The sequence below is a fragment of the Azospirillum argentinense genome (assembly GCF_000632475.1).
Lineage (GTDB): Bacteria > Pseudomonadota > Alphaproteobacteria > Azospirillales > Azospirillaceae > Azospirillum > Azospirillum baldaniorum.
On record NZ_CP007794.1, the window covers coordinates 1380819 to 1397748 of the forward strand.

A 16930-nucleotide genomic window follows, 5' to 3' on the forward strand; every position below is an offset into this window, starting at 1 on the left:
TGCCGGGCGGCCGAGACATGCGATGGTTCGGACCGCAGCGTGGTTAACCCTTGCCAGCGGTTGGTGTTAGACTGAGGAATCGAGTTTCAGGCTTTCCTGATCCGGACTCCGTAGGCGTGCAGGTGGACGCGGCATGATGACATTCCGATTTGGGCGGACCCGGTTGGGTCGGACGGCGCTCGGTGCCTTGCTCCTTTCCACGGCGGGCCTTCTGCCGGCCGGCAACGCCGCCGCCGCGGCCCCGGCGGCGACGGAGCGTCCGTCGCTGACCTCGGCGACCGGCAGCTATCTGGCCGGGCGCTTCGCCCAGCGCCAGGACGATTGGGCCGCCGCCGCCCTGTTCATGGCGCACGCCCTGTCCGCCGACCCCGGCGACCTGACGCTGCTGCGCCGCACCTACCTGCTGAAGCTGGGCGAAGGGCAGTTCGACGCCGCCATCGACCTCGCCAAGCGGCTGCTGGAGCAGGACAACGACCCGCAGATGGCCATCGCCCTGCTGGCCTCCGACAATCTGGCCCGCGGCAAGCTGAAGGAAGCCAAGGCGATGGCGGCGCGCATGCCCAAGGAGGGCATGGCGAAGTACATCGGCCCGCTGGTCGACGCCTGGCTGGCCGCCGCGGAGGGCAAGACCGACGCGGCGCTGAAGGCGCTGGAACCGCTCTCCACCGCCAGCGGTTTCGCCGCCCTGCACGACCTTCACGCCGGTCTGGTGCTGGAACTGGGCGGGCGCAAGGACGCCGCCGCGGAGCGCTTCGCCCGCGTGCTGGACAAGGAGACGCCGCTGCGCGTCATCCAGATCGTCGGCAGCTTCTACGAGCGCACCGGACGCAAGGACGAGGCGCGCAAGCTCTACGAGGCCTTCCGCGCCGGCAATCCCGACAGCCTGATGGTCGAGCCGGCGCTGAAGGCGCTGGACGAGGGCAAGACCACCGCCCCGGTGGTGTCCGACGCCAAGCAGGGGCTGGCGGAGGCCCTGTTCGACCTGGGCAGCGCCATCCATCACGAGGGGGCGGAGGAAACCGCCCTGCTGTTCGGGCGGATCGCCCTTCACCTGCGCCCCGACCTGTCCCTGGCGCGGCTGATGATCGGCGACATCATGGAGAACCGCGACCACCACGCCGACGCGCTGGTCGAGTTCCAGGCGCTGGAGAAGGACCCGGTGCTGGGCTGGACCGCCCGGCTGCGCGCCGCCGAGAGCCTCGCCCGGCTGGAGCGCACCGACGATGCCATCGCCGCCTTCTCCTCCCTGTCCGCCGAGCGTCCCGAGCGGACGGATGCGCTGATCCGGCTGGGCGACCTGTACCGCGTCGCCAAGCGCTACGGCGAGGCCGCCGACAGCTACAGCAAGGCGCTGGAGCGCATCGGCACGCCGGAGGAGCGGCATTGGGCGGTGCTCTACGCCCGCGCCATGTCCTACGACAAGGTGGACCGCTGGCCGGACGCCGAACGCGACCTGCGGGCGGCGCTGGCGCTGAAGCCGGACGAGGCCTTCCTGCTGAACTATCTGGGCTACAGCTACGTCGACCGCGGGCTGAACCTGGAGGAGGCCAAGACAATGATCGAGAAGGCCGTCGCCCTGCGCCCCAAGGACGGCTACATCGTCGACAGCCTGGGTTGGGCGCTCTACCGCACCGGCGATTTCGAAGGGGCGGTGGAGAAGCTGGAGCGCGCGGTGGAGCTGAAGCCGACCGACGCCACCATCAACGACCATCTGGGCGACGCCTACTGGCGCGTCGGGCGCCGCAACGAGGCCCGCTTCCAATGGACCCGCGCGCTCCGCACCGCGGAGGAGGAGCCACTGAAGGAGGACATCCAGGCCAAGCTGGACAAGGGACTGGTGGACCCCAAGGCCGCCGAGGCGGCGCCGCCGAAGGTCCAGTAAGGCCCGACCCGGCCGCTGCACCAGCCGGCACACAATCGTTCCCTTTACGTTCTTCTTTGCCGCGGCTATCCTGTCCCCATGGACGAGATTCCGCGGCAGGCCCTGAAAGGACGGGGAGCGATCAGCAACCTGACCTCCCGCTACGAGCGGGAGACGCGGGTGCTGGCCGACGACGGCTGGGGCGGGAACGAGGCGGTGACGGAGACCGTCCCGACCCAGGTCTTCGACGACACCGCCCGCTCGGTCCTGTCGAAGAACACGTCGCCCGACGTGATCTTCGAACGGTCGGTGAACCCCTACCGGGGCTGTGAGCACGCCTGCATCTACTGCTTCGCCCGACCGACCCACGCCTATCTCGGCCTGTCACCGGGATTGGATTTCGAGACGAAGATCTTCCGCAAGGCCAGGGCGGCGGAGCTTCTCGCGGCGGAGCTTCGCGCAAAATCCTACCGCTGCCAGCCGCTGGCGCTCGGCGCCAACACCGATCCCTACCAGCCCATCGAGCGGGAGCAGCGCATCACCCGCGCCGTGCTGGAGGTCTGCCGCGACTTCAACCAGCCGGTGATGATCATCACCAAGTCGGCGCTGGTCCTGCGCGACCTCGACATCCTGGCGCCGATGGCGGCCAAGGGGCTGGTCAACGTCGCGCTGTCGGTCACCACGCTCGACCGCGACCTCGCCCGCCGGATGGAGCCGCGGGCCAGCACGCCCGTCCGGCGCCTCGCCGCCATGCGTGAGCTGACGGCGGCCGGCGTGCCGGTGGCGGTGCTGGCCAGCCCGATGATCCCGGGGCTCACCGACCATGAGCTGGAAGCCATCCTGACCGCGGCGGCGGAGGCCGGGGCGACGCAGGCCAACTACATCCTGCTGCGCCTGCCGCTGGAGATCAAAGACCTGTTCGAGGAATGGCTGCGCGAGCACGCGCCCAACCGCGCCGAACGGGTGCTCAGCCTGATCCGCCAGTGCCGTGAGGGGGAATTGTACCAGTCCCAATTCGGCAGCCGCATGAAGGGCTCCGGCCCGGTGGCGGAGCTGCTGTCGAAGCGGTTCAAGCTGGCTTGCCGGCGCCTCGGGCTCAACGCCCGCGACGCCGCCCTCAACTGCGGCGACTTCAAGCCCCCTCCGGCCCGCGGCGATCAACTGACGATGTTTTGACCGTTCCGTCTTGCACAGGAGCCATCCGGCCCGCTCCGAGTTGATCGGCCGGCCGCCGCTGGGCTACCTTCGGCCGCCTGAACACGCCCGCACGGGTGTCGATAATCCGGGCCGCGGTTCGAAGACTGAGGGAGAGGGTAATGGCCACGATCGGTGAAATCCTGGCCAAGGCCTTCGCCGATCATCGCGCCGGCCGCGTTTCCGAGGCGGCCGTTCTCTATCGCCGCATCATAGAAGCCGACCCGGCAAACCCCAACGCCTTGTATCTGCTCGGAATGACCGAGTGGCAGACCGGCCGGCCGGCCGCGGGCCTGACCCTGATCGGGCGGGCGCTCCGGCTCAGTCCTGACTGGATCGAGGCGCGCGCCAACCGGGCCATCATGCTGGACAAGGCCGGCTATCCCGCGGAGGCCACCGCCGACTGGCGGCGGCTGACCTTCTTCGATCCGGGCCACCCGCAGGCTTGGCGCAATCTCGGCAACACCTTCCAGGCCCAGGGCGATGCCGGGACGCCGCAAGCCCTTCACGCGCTGCGCCGTGCCGCCCACCTCGACCCCGGTCTGGCCGAGGTCCATCACGATCTGGGGGTGGTTCTCCGCCGCGCCGGCCAGCTCGACGAGGCGGTGGACAGCCTGGTCCGCGCCATCGCGGTCAAGGCCGATCTGGCGCCCGCCCACATGAACCTGAGCAACACCCTGCTCGAACGCGGCGATGACGACGCGGCCCAGGCCAGCCTGCGGCGCGCGCTGGCTCTCGAACCGGCCAGCCCGGAATACTGGTACAATTTCGGCAACGCCCTGTACGCCCACGGCGATCCTCTGCAGGCTCTGCGCGCCTACCGGCGGTCGGCGCGGCTGGGGCTTGCCCTCGCCCATCTGCGGGTGGCAACGGTGCTGAGCGATCTGGGCCGCTTGGCCGAGGCCGAAGGCGAACTGATCGGAAGCCTGCCGATCCCCGGCGCCGATGTGTCCCTCAGCATCGAGCTGCTGACCAACGTCTTCCTGCGACGCGACCGGCTGGCCGAGGGTCGGGCGTTCTTCACCCGGCTGGCCTCGGCGCCGCTCGGCGGCGTGGTCTATCGCGGGGAGTGCCTGACCGCGCTCGCCGCGCTCGACCTGCGGGACGGCGCCCCCCGGGCGGCCCGCGACCGGCTGGCGGCGGTCCGCGGGGACAACGGCTGGTTCTTCACCGTGAAGTCGCTCGCCGCCTTGCGCGCGACCCTGGCCGATCAGGGGCTTCAGCTGATCCGCCCCGCCGCCGTGGGGGCGGACGGCGGGCACCGGCCGCCGCGCGTGACCTCCTCGTCCCTGGCCACCCGCGGCCGCTTCGCCCACACCGTCCTGGAATACATCCTGGTCCGGCTCTACGCCGAAAAGCACGGCTTCGTGCTGGAGACTCCCGATTGGGTGGGCGGCGCCTTCTTCGAGCTGAACGATCCGCCGCAGAGCGACCCGCTGCCGCCGCTGCTGTTTTCCCGCCGCATCCTCAACGATCTGGTCAGCGGCACCACGGAGCGGGCGCCGATCGCCGACCGCGACATCCTTTCGCCCCTGTTCCTGTTCGAGCACAAGCGGGAATACCGGCAGCGGGTCCAGTCCTGGCTGCGGCCGCGCCGGGTCTGGGAGCCCCACCTCGCCCCGGCGGTCGAGCGGTTGCGGGTGGCGGGAAACACGGTGGTCGCGCTCCACATCCGGCGCGGCGACTTCGTGACGGCCAACTACCCGATCACCGAGACCGCTTGGTACGTCGACTGGCTGCGCGACTGGTGGCCGCGTCTCGACCGGCCGGTGCTCTATGTGGCCAGCGACGACGTCGCGGCGATCCGGCACGCCTTCGCGGAGTTCCATCCCCTGACGCGGGCCGACGTCGTGGAGGAGTGGGTTGGGTTGGACTTCCTTCAGGACTTCCACGTGCTGATGAACGCCGACGTGGTCGGCACCAGCGCCGCCAGCGGCTTCAGCGCGCTGGCCGCCCGCCTCAACACCCGCGCCCGCCTGTTCGTCGAGCCGGACGTCGCCGCCCGCCGCGTCCGGCCCTTCGAACCCTGGACGTCCTGAGAGTTACGCACTGAGATTTACGCCCTGACGCCCTGCGCGATGGGTTACGGGCGGGACCGGGCCAGGGCCTGGAGAGCGGCGCGGACGCGGCCGACGACGGGCGCCCACTCGCCGCGCTGGTCCTGGCGGAACAGGCGCATGGTCGGGTACCACGGCGTGCACATCCCCTGGTCCAGCCAGCGCCAGTCGGGGGCGAAGGGCAGCACCGTCCAGACCGGACGGCCGAGCGCCCCGGCCAGATGGGCCGGCGCCGTGCAGGAGCTGATGACGAGGTCGAGGTTTTCCATGATCGCCGCGGTGTCGGCGAAGTCCGAAATCTCCGCGCCGAGGTCGATGAAGGACGGCGGCAGAGGCCCGCAGGTCTCCAGGTCCTGCCGCCCCGCCCCCTTCTGCAGGCCGAAGACCGTGACGCCCGGAACGTCCAGCAGCGGAAGAAACGCCTTCAGGCGCGGCGAACGGATGTGATCCGCCTTGAAACCGGGGTTTCCCGCCCACACCAGCCCCACCCGCAGCCTCTCCCGCGGCCCCAGACGCGTCGCCCAGCGTGTCGCCAGCTCCGGCTCGGCGCGCAGATAGGGGGTGTCGGCGGGTATGGTGTAGAGCATGGTGCCGAGCCGGTGCGGCAGGCTGGCCAGGGCGTCGTGCGCGTCATGCGGCGGCGGCGGGTCGAAGCGGCTGACCACGCCCTCGATGCCGGGCATGGCGGAGAGCAGGCGGACGAGCTGGCTGTTGCACTCGATGACGACGCGCACACCCCGCGCCTGAAGCCGCTGGGCGAAACGGGCGAACATGACGGTGTCGCCCACCCCCTGCTCGTCATGGACCAGCAAGGTCCGGCCGGTGAGGTCGGAGCCGTCCCAGGGGGGTGAGGCGAAGCTGCGCCGGGGCGACGGGAAGTCGGCCATGCGCGACCGCCATTCATACTCGGCGAACCCCTCCTCCAGCTCGCCCTTGATGAGCAGCCCGAAGCTCAGCGCGGTGTGGGCCTCCGCCAGGGAGGGGTCGAGCCGGACCGCGGCCCGCGTCAGGGCGATCATCTCGTCGACCCGCATCAGGTCGCGGGCCGCCAGCCCGAGGTTGAGGTGGGTGTGCGCAGCACCCGGCTGCATCGCGATGGATTGCCGGAAGCAGGCCACCGCCTCGTCGAGCCGCCCGAGATCCTGAAGCGTGACGCCCAGGTTGTTGAGGACGCCGGGATCGCCCGGTGCAAAGCCCAGCGCACAGCGGTAGTAGCGGACCGCCTCCTCGGCCCGGCCGAGACGGCGGTGGGCCATGCCCAGGTTGGCGTAGGCGGCGACCGACGACGGCGTCATGCCGAGGAGCACCATCAGCTCCTCGATCGCCGCCTCGGCGCGGCCGTCCAGGATGAGTGCCTGCGCCAGCAGAAGCCGCTGGTCGGTCAGCTGGGGCTTGAGGCGCAGCAGTCGGCGCAGCGCGGTCGCGGCGTCGCCGTGCCGGCCCAGGTCCGACAGCACGTTCGCAACGTTGTTGAGCGCATCGGCGGAGCCGGCGTCCAGCGCCAGGGCGCGCCGGCAGCAGGCCACGGCCTCGTCGCGCCGGCCGAGCCGCCGCAGCGCGCTGGCGAGGTTGGAGAAGCAGGCCGCGTTGTCGGGGGCGGAGCGGATGGCCTGCCTCATCCACTCCACGGCCTCCGCCGGCTTGCCGCACTGCAGCGCCAGCGCGCCCAGGAGATGCAGGGCGTCCGGGTGGCGGGGGTGGTCGGCGAGAACCCGCCGGTACGCGCTTTCCGCTTCGGCCAGCCGGCCCGCCCCGTGATGGGCGAGGCCCGCCGCGACAAGCGCCGCGGGGTCGGGTCGATCCAGGGTGGCTTTGGTGGAGAAGGCCATGCGTGCGAGCTTTCGAATCGTCGATCAGATCAGGACCGGGGCTGCCCAGGGATCGTAGGGGACCAGCGCCCGGCGCGCCGGGTCCGGCCGAAGGAACTCACTGGCGTTGCGGTTCAGCATGGTGGCGACGAAGGAGAAGGAGCTGTTGGAAATGGCAACCCGGTCGGCGTGGCAAAGGACGTGAAAGTCGGTGAAGAACTCCGCACCCGCGATCGGCTCGGCCAGATCGCTGGCGGTGACGGGGCGGTAGGCGGCGAACTCCCGCAGTTGGGCGGGATCGTCGGTCGCGATGAACAGGACAGGCCGGTCGAGCGTCGGCCAGACGGTCTCCAGCCAGTGCCGATACCAGGACGCCGGGGCGATCCAGAACCGCCCCCAGCCGAAATCCCCGCGCCGGAGGTGCAGCGCCACGACGGTCCGCCCGGCGTCGCGCAGACGGCCGAGCAGCGCATCCGCGTGGGGCTGGAGGTGGCGGCCCGGCGTGAACAGCGCGCGGAACTCCTCCTTGAACGGCGCCAGGGGTGTGGTGTCGCCGCAAAAATAGCCGGACACCTCGCGGTCCGCCAACACGGTGGAGGGCTCCCCGCGGAGGGAAGCGGTCACGGCGGCCTCCCCCTCCGCCTCCGCCACGCGCGGCAACGCCGGACCGGGCAGCGGATCGTCGTGATCGTACAGGTGGCGGCCGAGCCAGGGAGGAACCTCCAGGGTGAGGCCGTGCCGGGCGGCGTAGAGGCGCAGGGCGCCGTATTGGAGAAGCTGGTTGCCGAACCGCCCGTTGAGCCCCAGGACGGTCGAGGCGAGGCGGCGGCCCGGCCCGCCCGCCGGGGCAGGCGCCGGAGGCGGCCCCCAGCGCCGCGCCAGCAGGGACAGCGCGCGGCGCGTGAAGGCTTCGCCGAACCCAGGGTTGCAGCGGATCGCCCGCTCCCAGGCCACCAGCGCCGCGTCGGGGCGGCCGAGCGATTCCAGGGCTGCGGCCAGCGCCGCGTGACCGCCATACAGCTCCGGGCTGAGCCGCAGCGCCCGCCGGGCATGCTCCGCAGCACCCACTCCGTCGCCAAGGGCCAAGACGGCGATCGCACAGTCCGCGTTCAGATCGGGCCGCATCGGGTCCAACCGGAGCGCGCGCTCCAGCTCCCGCGCCCCCTGCCCGTCCTGCCCGAGCCGCCGGTTCGCGCGACCCAGCAGGCACTGGGCATTGGCATGGCCCGGCTGGAGCGCCAGGGCGCGGCGCAGCCGGGGGACGGCCTGGGCATGAGCGTCGGCGTCGATCAGCATGGAGCCGAGATTGCACCACGCGGCGGCCGCGCCGGGGTGAAGGCACGCCACCGCCCGGAAGGCCGTCAGCGCAAGCCGGTCGCGCCGAAGCCGGTGCGCGAGCAACCCCAACTCGAACCAGGCTTCGGTGCGGCCGGGGTCCTCGGCGGCGGCGCGGGTCAGCGCGGCGACGGCACGGTCGAGTTGCCCGGTCTGGATGGCCTCCTTCGCCACTGCGACGAGATCGATGGCGACGAGGTCGATGGCACGCGGGGCGTCCCGGCTTTCCGACGGGGCGGCTACCGGCGCCGGGGGCGGTCCCTCGGGCTCCCCTTTGGCCCTGAGGAACGGCGGTCCGGTCCAGCCACCGTCGCGCAGAAAAGCGTCTCTCCTAGCTTTCAGGGCGTGGAGGCGGCGCTGGGTCAGTATCTCGATCGCCACAAAGCGGGGGTCGGACGCGACCTGCTCCGTCGGCTTGACGCCGCTGGTCATCGTCTGGCGTTGCCGCGCCAGGGCGTTGTCCGCCCGCATCGTGTAATGGACCGTCTTCTCGGCGATCCGGACTCCGCCGAACAGGCTGTGGAGCGCCCGGCCATAGGCCACGTCGTCGGCCACGGCCGGGTGGAACGGCGCCTCCTCCGGGAAGCCGCCGATCATGTCGTGGCAGACGCGCCGTACGCAGAGGTTGCACGGGTAGCTCAGCTCCGACGCCTCGCGCCACGCGGGGGTGATCTCCCCGTCGATGGTGTCGAAGTGCATCCCGGTGCGGACGAACCCCGCGTCGGGGGTGCGGTCCAGCACCGTTGCCGTCAGCACGAAATGCCGCTCGAAGAAATAATCGTCGGCGTCGAGGAACCACAGGTAACGGCCCAGCGCCGCGGCGGCGCCGATGTTGCGCGACCGGCCCGCCCCCTGGTTGCGGTTGTTCGCGATCAGCGCGACGCTCTGCTCCGGATGAGCCCGTGCCCAGCGCAGGGCCCGCGACGCCGTCTCGTCGGGGGAGGCGTCGTCGACGACGCAGACATGGACCTGCGCCCGCGGGTTCCGCACCGTCTCGCGGTAGACGCGGGCCGCCGCCGCGACGCTGTCCAGCGCCCGCTCGATGGTGTCCTCCATCCGGTGGGCAGGGATCACCACGGTGCCGAGGAAGTCGGTGTCGGCCTTGTGGCGCGCGATCCCCCGCAGAGCGACTCCCAACCCGCAATCACCGGAATTCGCAGCCGCGTGCAGCCGTTCGGCCTCCGCGTCGCGGCCCTGGACCAGCCGCAGGATACCCAGGGCGCGGGCGAGGTCGCCCTGTGGCGGGACGAGGCCCGCCAAGGGCTCCAGCATCGCCGCCGCTTCGTCGGCCGTCCCGTCCTGCACCTGCGCCAGGGCCCGGCCGGCGGCGAGAGTCAGGTGCTCCCCGATCTGCCGGCCGAGCGCCTCGAAGTCACCGTGCAGGCGGGCGGCCCGAACGAACAGCGCGATCGCCCGCAGGCCGTCGCCCGCCGTGCGGGCGGCGAGCGCCGCGTGCTGCCACGCGACCGCGTCCGCCGGGTCGTTCGCCAGCGCCCGCCGGTGGATCGGGCCGCCTTCGGGGGCCTTGGCATCCCGTGCCATCCCTAGGCCACCGCCGCCACGAAGGCCTCGGCGAAGGCGCGCCACGTCCGCTCGCCGCGCAGGAAGGCCCGCGCCGTGTCGGCGCGGGCGCGGGCGGCGGCGCGGTCGGTATAGAGGGTTTCGAGATGGGCGACGGCCTCCTCGACGGAGGACTCCCCCCAGCCGCGGCGCCGGCCCCCTTGACCTGATGCGGGGTCGGGCACCAGGTCCTGCCGGGACAGCGGCAGGCAGTTGCCATCACGGATCAGGTCGAGATGACCGGTGTTGGCCGACAGGATGACCGGCACGCCGCAGGCCATCGCCTCCATGGCGACGAGGTTGGTCGCCCCTTCGCAACGGTTGGGAAAGAGGGCGGCGTGGCAGTCCGCCAGGATGGCGGCGATCTGGCCGCGCCCGAGAAAGCCCATGTCGACGAAGCCCTCCGGCGGCACGCCGCAGTCCATCGCCCATTCCACGATGCGCAGCTTGCCGTTATCGCCAACGGCGGGGGCGGAGGGCACCAGCGGGGACTCGGCGATGTCGGCGGAGGTGTGCGGCCAGGGGTTGTGCCACGCGGTGACCAGCAGCGCGTCGGGATGGCGCTCGTGGAACCGGCGGAAGGCGGCCAGCACAATGTCCTGCCCCTTGCGGAACTCCACCTTCCCGCCCGAAAAGACGACGAAGCGGTCGCCGAAGCGCCCGGCCGGCGGGACCGGCGCCAGCTCGTCCGGGTCCACGCCCTGGAAGGCGCAGCCGACGTCGGTGATGCCCTGTTCGGCCAGCAGCGCCCTGTTGTATTCAGAATGGACCACGAGCTTGTCGTAGCTCCGCGCGCGGCGCAGCGTGTCCTCGTCGAACCGGGTGTCCTCGAAGGCGATGACCCCGACGTTGCGGCTGCCGCGGAACCGGGCGGAGAACGGCCCGGCGACGAAGCCGTTGCCGAGCGCGTGCAGGACGGTGCAGTCGTTGAGGCCGAGCATCCGGTCGCCCGACCGGTCGGCGATGGCGGTGATCTGCCGATGGCCATCCATCAGGCTTTCCAGCTTTTCCCGGTTCTCCGGCCGCAGGGTGGACAGAAGCGGCTTTTCCAGCAGGAGCGGCGGCCGTCCCCGGTCGATCAGATGCAGCGCCGTGTGGACGCCGACCAGACCCCAGCCGTGGATTTCCGAAAGCTGCCACGTCAATGCCAGATTCTGCGCCGGATTCTGCTCCACGCGCGGGGTGCCCCCATCCACCGCTGCCGACTCCGTCACGCGCCGCACATCCTTTTTGCCCATCCTTTTTGCCCACGGCCTTGGATGGTAGGATAGCAGAACGTGGGCACCGATCCACAGCGTGAGCCGCTGTTCAGCGCCAGCCATCACGTGCGAGCCAGCCAGCCCGAGCCAGCATGACCGTCAAGATCGCCTTTCTCGACCCGGCGGGTGGGGACTACACGCCGGACACGCCACGCCTGCACCCGCTCGGCGGTTCGCAATCGGCCCTATGCTACCTCGCGGAGGCGCTGGCCGCCTCCAAGCTTGAGGTCACGCTGGTCAATGGCACCCGGACGCCCGGCCGGGTGCGCGGGGTGCACTGCCTTCCCGCCGGCGCGGTGTCCTGGGAGGGTATGCGCGCCTTCGACGTCGTGGTGCTGCTCAACGGCTGCCCCACGGAGGCGCTGACCCGGCTGCGCGCGGCGCTGGACGGCGGACAGAAGCTGATCCTGTGGATGCAGCACGCCGTCGATCAAGCCGCCGCGCAATGCGTCGCGGAGCCGGAGGCCCGCGCCTGCTGGGACGGCTACGCCTTTGTCAGCCGCTGGCAGATGGACGGCTACCTCACGGCCTTCGGCCTCGACCGCCGGCTCTGCCGCATCCTGCGCAATGGCATCGCCCCGGCCTTCTCCGGCCTGTTCCCGCCGGGGGCCGACATCAGGGCGGCGAAGCCCTGGCCGCCGGTCCTGGCCTACACCAGCACGCCCTTCCGCGGCCTCGACGTGCTGCTCGACAGCGTTCCCCGCCTGCGGGCGGCGATCCCCGGCACCACCGTCCGGGTGTTCTCCAGCCTGGACGGCTATCAGGTTCCCGCCGACCGCGACCCCTACGGCGCCCTCTACCAGCGCTGCCGCGAGACCGAGGGCGTGGACTATGTGGGGGCGGTCTCCCAAGGCGCTCTGGCCGAGGCGTTGCGCGGCGCGACCGGCCTCGCCTACCCCAACCGCTTCGCCGAGACCTCCTGCATCGCCGTCATGGAGGCGCTGGCCGCCGGCTGCCTCGTCGTGTCCAGCGCGCTGGGGGCGTTGCCGGAAACCACGGCCGGCTTCGCCCGGCTGATCCCGGTCCCCGAGGACCCGGCGGAGCACGCCGTCCGCTTCGCCGAGACCGCCCGGACGGCCCTGCTCCAGTGGCGCGACGATGGCGCGACCACCGGCCGCCGGCTTCGCGAACAGGTGGATCACGTCACCACCGGGATGAGCTGGGCCGGACGGGCCGCGGACTGGCTGGCGTGGTTCGACGAGCTGAGAGGCGACCGGATGGACGCCGCCGCGGGCACAGCGGGGGCGGCCGTCACCGCCAGTCTGGCCGATGCGCAGCAGCGCCTGCTGGACGCGCTGGGTGCCCACCTGAACGCCCGCCCCCCGGCCAAAGAGGAGCAGGCCTGGCGGGCGGAGGCGCGGGCGCTGATCGCGCTGATCGAGCGTTCGCTGCGGCTCGACCACAACACGGAGGAGAACCGGTCGGCCGTCTGGACGACGTTGCGCGGGTTCGACGCCTGGTTCGCCTACGTCACGACGCTGACGGACACGCCACCGCCCGCGGCCCCGCCACCCGGCGGGCGGCGAATCTACGACTGCTTCCAGTTCTACAACGAGCTGGACCTCCTGGAGGTGCGGCTGGCCGAGCTGGACGCGGTGGTCGACCGCTTCGTCCTGGTCGAGGCGACCTTCACCCACGCCGGCGATCCCAAGCCCCTCCATTACGCGGAGAACCGCGCGCGCTTCGCGGCCTACGCCGACAAGATCATCCACGTCGTCGTCGACGACGATCCCGGCGGCTTCGCGTGGCAGCGCGAGGCCCACCAGCGCGACGCGATCATCCGCGGCCTCGACGGCTGCGACCCGACGGACATGATCGTCGTCTCGGACGCCGACGAAATCCTCCGCCCCTGGGTGATGGAGCGGCTGCGCCGGGAACCGGACGACGGCCGCTCGCTGTTCGCGCCGCACCTCGACATCTTCCTCTATTTCCTCGACCTCAAATCGCCCGACCCCTGGGTATCGGTGGCCGCCGCGCCGTGGGAGCTGATCCGCCGGATCGGCGCCAACCGCGCCCGCTACCTGACCAAGCTGGGGCATGGGCGCGTCGTCCCGGACGCCGGCTGGCACTTCACCTGGATGGGCGGGATCGAGCGCTTCCGCGCCAAGCTGCAGGCCTTCGCGCACCGCGAGATGATCGCGGCCTTCGATCAGGACCCGGCGGCGAACCGCGAACGGCTGGACCGCTTCTACGCCACCGGGCGCTTCGACGGCGGCGCCGTTCCCGGCATGTGGACGTCCCTGGCGCCCGTCCCCATCGACGCCGGCTTCCCCCGGCTGATCCGCGAGCGGATCGACCATTTCCGCGCGCTCGGCTGGATCTCGCCGGACGCCGGCCCACCGGTCCCGGAGGAGCCGATTGCGGAGTCCGGGTCGGAGCATCGTCGTGCCCTGGTCCTCGACCCCGCCTCCATCGACGCCTTCCATGCCTTGGCGATGGAGCGGCTCGGCCGCAACGCGCCGGAGGAGGCCGACGGACCGCTGCGCCGCTGCATCGTCCTCGATCCCTTCGGCACCTTCCACCGCTTCCATCTCGCCCACACGCTGCTGATGCGCCAACGCTATGGCGAGGCGGAGGGCGTGCTGCGGGAGCTGGTCCGCCTCGCCCCCGACGACCATCGCGCCCGCGCCAACCTGGGCATCGCGCTCAAGAATATGGGCCGCCACGACGAGGCGGTCGGCGTCGGACGGCGGGCGCTGGCGCTGGCCCCCGCCGAGTCTGGCGTGCTCAGCAACCTGGGGCTTGCCCTTTCCCTGCGGACCGGCGGGGACGCGGAGGCGGCCCGCGTGCTGCATTGGGCGGTGGCGATCGACCCCGACTTCACCTCGGCCCGGCTGAACCTCGGGCTGGTGTTCAGCAAGCTGCGGCGCATGGGGGACGCGGAGGCCCAATGCCGGCGCCTTCTCGACCGCGATCCCGACAACGCCGAGGCGCACACCCTGCTGGGCACCTGTCTGCTGCTGCGCGGCGAGTTGGAGGCGGGATTCCGGGAATACGAATGGCGCACCCGTCTGGCCGACCGTCAGGTCGCGCCGCGCGGCCTGACGACCCCGGTGTGGGAGGGCGGAAACCCGGAGGGCCTGACGATCCTGCTGCACGACGAGCAGGGGCTCGGCGACGGTATCCAATTCGCCCGCTACGCGCCCCTGCTGCGCCGTCGGGGTGCCCGCGTGATCGTCGAGTGCAACGATCGTCTCGTCCGCCTGTTCGCCACGCTCCCCGGCGTGGACGGGGTCGTCGGCCGCTCCGACTCGCCGCCGCACGACGCCCACGCCGCTCTGCTCAGCCTGCCGCACTGCCTCGGCACCACGCTGGCGACCGTTCCGGCCGAGATTCCCTACCTGCGCGCCGAACCGGCGCTGGTGACGCGCTGGACGACGCGCCTGGGGCCGCGAACGGGGCTGCGGGTCGGGCTGGTCTGGGCCGGCAACCCCGAATTCAAGGACGACCGCCGACGCTCGCCGGGGCTGGCCGCCCTGTGGGCGCTGCTGGATGTTCCGGGCGTCGCAGTCTTCGGCTTGCAGAAGGGAGCGGGGCGGCAGGATCTGGAGCGCTGCGGGCCACTGCCGCCGTCCTTCACCGACCTCGGCGCGGAGATCGCCGACTTCGCCGACACCGCGGCGATCATGGCGAGCCTCGACCTCGTCATCAGCTCCTGCACCGCGCCAGCCCATTTGGCTGGCGCGCTCGGTCGGCCGGTCTGGACGCTGCTGCCGGACATCGCCGACTGGCGCTGGCTGGAGCGCGGCGACACCACCCCTTGGTACCCGACCATGCGCCTGTTCCGTCAGGCGGCGCCGGGCGACTGGGCCTCTGTCGTGGCCGACGTGCGGGCGGCGCTGGAACAGCTGGTGGCTACACAGGTGTGTGGTTACAGGGGAGGCACCGTAAAGGAAGTGGGCGGCAGGCCGGCGGCGTGGCGGTCCCACATCGTCCGGTAGGCGCGCTCCAGGTGACGGGTGAAGCGGGGGCTGTCGAACAGCGGGGCCGTCGTCCGCATGGCGGCGAGGCGGCGGCGGTAGCCGGCGAGCGTCGCCGGATCGCCGGCCAGCCGCACCGCCAGCGCCTCGTAGCCGTCGAAGCTGATGGTGACCGTCTCGGGCAGGCCGGCGGCGTTCAGCAGGCCGGCGGCGACGCGCGACGCAAAGGTGTCGCCAATCCGCGTCACCACCGGCAGGCCCATCCACAAGGCGTCCGAAACGGTGGTGTGGCCGGTGTAGGGAAAGCTGTCGAGGAACAGGTCGGCCAAGCGGTAGCGGGCGAGATGCTCGGCCTGCGGCTTGTGGGGGGCGAAGACCAGACGGCCGGGATCGACCCCGCGCCGCGCCGCCTCGCGCCGCAGATTGTCCGCGCCGTCCCGGCCGGGGTGGTGCAGCCACAGCACGCTCCCCGGCACCCGCGCCAGCACGCGCATCCACAGCCCGAACAGCGACGGGGTGATCTTGAACGGCGCGTTGAACGCGCAGAAGACGAAACCGTCCGGCGGCAGGCCGCAGGCGGCGCGGTCGGGTACGGGGGCGTCCAGCGGCCGGCGCCGGTCGTTGACCTGATAGGAATCCGGCATGATGACCAGCCGCTCCCGATAGTGCGGCTGATGCTCCGGCGGCGTGGCGAAGCGGTCGCCGATCACATAGTCCATGACGTCGCTGCCCATCGTCCCGGGATAGCCGAGATAGGCGACCTGGACCGGCGCCAGCCGGCGCGCCAAGAGGTCGAAGCGGACGTGCCGCGTGTAGCCCTTCAGATCGACCAGGATGTGGACGCCTTCGGCCGCGAGCAGCGCCTGCACCTGCTCCGCATCACAGCCGCGGATGTCGTGGAAGGCGTCGAAGGCGGCCTCCAGGCGGCGGCGCGTCGGGCTGCCATCGTCGGGACCGTAGGAACAGGCGACGACGCGGAAGCGGTCGCGGTCGTGCAGCTCGAACAGCTCGGCCGCCAGATAGGCGGTGGCGTGCTCGTGGAAATCGGCGGAGAGGTAGGCGACGGTGAGCCGGCCGCCATCACCGGAGGGGGCGCCGAGGGCACGCGCCAGTGGAACGGCTGCGGCTTGCGGGAGCGCCGCCGGCTGCACCACCGCGCGGTGGAAGTGGCGGGCGGCGCGGTCCTGCTGCGCCGCGCTGGTGTCGATCAGCAGGGTGAGCAGCGGCAGGGCGATCCCCCGGCCGCTGTCGATGACCGCCAGGACCTCCCGGCACAGAGCGTCGTACCCGCTCCAGTCGCAATGCGAGAGGGCGGCATGGAGCCGGTCGCCGAGGGATTCGGTGCGGCCGGGGTCGAGCCGGTACGCCCGCCCATAGGCGACGGCCGCCGCGCCCGGTTCGCCCGCATCGCGCAGCGCGTGGCCGGACTCGCGCCACGCCTCGGCGTCGTCCGGGGCCTGCGCGACCGCCCGGCGCAGAACGGTGCGGGCCGCCGCGATCCGGCCCAGCTCGCGGAGCATCCCGCCCAGAGTGGTGACCGGTCCGGCATCGTCCTGTCCAGCATCAGCCTGTCCCAGAGCCAGCCGGATCGCCCGCGCCTGAAGCGCCGCCGCCTCGGCAAGACGGCCCCGGCGACGCAGCAGAAGCGCCAGATTGAAGACGGCGTCGGCCAGATCCGGCTTCAGCGCGATGGTGACGGCGAGGTGGCGCTGCGAATCCTCGATCCGACCGAGCGTGAAGGCGGCGACGCCCAGAAGGAAGGACGCGCCATGATGGTCCGGCTTGACCGCCAGGATCGCGCGGCACACCGCGCCGCACTCGGCGTGCCGGCCGTTCTGATACAGCGTCAAGGCGTAGCCCAGCGCTTCGGCGGGGGATGCGAAATGCCGGGCCATGCTCATGCTTCCACCTCGGTGCCGCCGCCCCCCTGTGCCTT

Annotated in this window: 8 protein-coding genes; 4 read left to right on the forward strand and 4 right to left on the reverse strand. The window is 71.8% G+C overall.

The window, feature by feature from the left end; translation table 11 throughout:
- The first annotated feature begins 187 nt into the window (after positions 1–187).
- The 3 genes from ABAZ39_RS20410 to ABAZ39_RS20420 all read left to right on the forward strand — a co-directional run bounded on the left by ABAZ39_RS20410 (position 188) and on the right by ABAZ39_RS20420 (position 5094).
- Positions 188–1882 carry a tetratricopeptide repeat protein gene (locus tag ABAZ39_RS20410; RefSeq protein WP_247881665.1) on the forward strand — a complete coding sequence of 565 codons (1695 nt, stop codon included), beginning with the start codon at positions 188–190 and terminating at the stop codon, positions 1880–1882.
- Between the two features lie 78 nt (positions 1883–1960).
- Positions 1961–3037 carry a PA0069 family radical SAM protein gene (locus ABAZ39_RS20415; RefSeq protein ID WP_040134587.1) on the forward strand — a complete coding sequence of 359 codons (1077 nt, stop codon included), beginning with the start codon at positions 1961–1963 and terminating at the stop codon, positions 3035–3037.
- A gap of 140 nt (positions 3038–3177) precedes the next feature.
- Positions 3178–5094 carry a tetratricopeptide repeat protein gene (locus ABAZ39_RS20420; protein ID WP_040134588.1) on the forward strand — a complete coding sequence of 639 codons (1917 nt, stop codon included), beginning with the start codon at positions 3178–3180 and terminating at the stop codon, positions 5092–5094.
- Positions 5095–5138: 44 nt separating this feature from the next.
- Here ABAZ39_RS20420 and ABAZ39_RS20425 read toward each other — a convergent pair whose 3' ends face one another.
- From ABAZ39_RS20425 to ABAZ39_RS20435, 3 genes are read right to left on the reverse strand one after another with little or no spacing between them, the layout of a single operon-like run.
- Positions 5139–6941: a tetratricopeptide repeat-containing glycosyltransferase family protein gene (locus ABAZ39_RS20425; RefSeq protein WP_051658291.1), complete on the reverse strand. Its 1803-nt coding sequence runs from the start codon at positions 6939–6941 to the stop codon at positions 5139–5141.
- Between the two features lie 24 nt (positions 6942–6965).
- Positions 6966–9797 carry a glycosyltransferase gene (locus ABAZ39_RS33215; protein WP_051658292.1) on the reverse strand — a complete coding sequence of 944 codons (2832 nt, stop codon included), beginning with the start codon at positions 9795–9797 and terminating at the stop codon, positions 6966–6968.
- A gap of 2 nt (positions 9798–9799) precedes the next feature.
- Complete coding sequence (locus ABAZ39_RS20435) at positions 9800–11029, reverse strand: glycosyltransferase family 4 protein (RefSeq protein WP_247881666.1); 1230 nt, start codon at positions 11027–11029, stop codon at positions 9800–9802.
- Positions 11030–11166: 137 nt separating this feature from the next.
- Between ABAZ39_RS20435 and ABAZ39_RS33220 the strand changes: the two genes are divergently transcribed.
- Positions 11167–15015, forward strand: a complete 3849-nt coding sequence (locus ABAZ39_RS33220; protein WP_051658293.1) for a tetratricopeptide repeat protein — start codon at positions 11167–11169, stop codon at positions 15013–15015.
- Here the strand turns inward: ABAZ39_RS33220 and ABAZ39_RS20445 are convergent.
- Positions 14946–16895, reverse strand: a complete 1950-nt coding sequence (locus ABAZ39_RS20445; protein ID WP_081863180.1) for an O-linked N-acetylglucosamine transferase, SPINDLY family protein — start codon at positions 16893–16895, stop codon at positions 14946–14948. The genes ABAZ39_RS33220 and ABAZ39_RS20445 overlap by 70 nt on opposite strands.
- Positions 16896–16930: the final 35 nt, after the last annotated feature.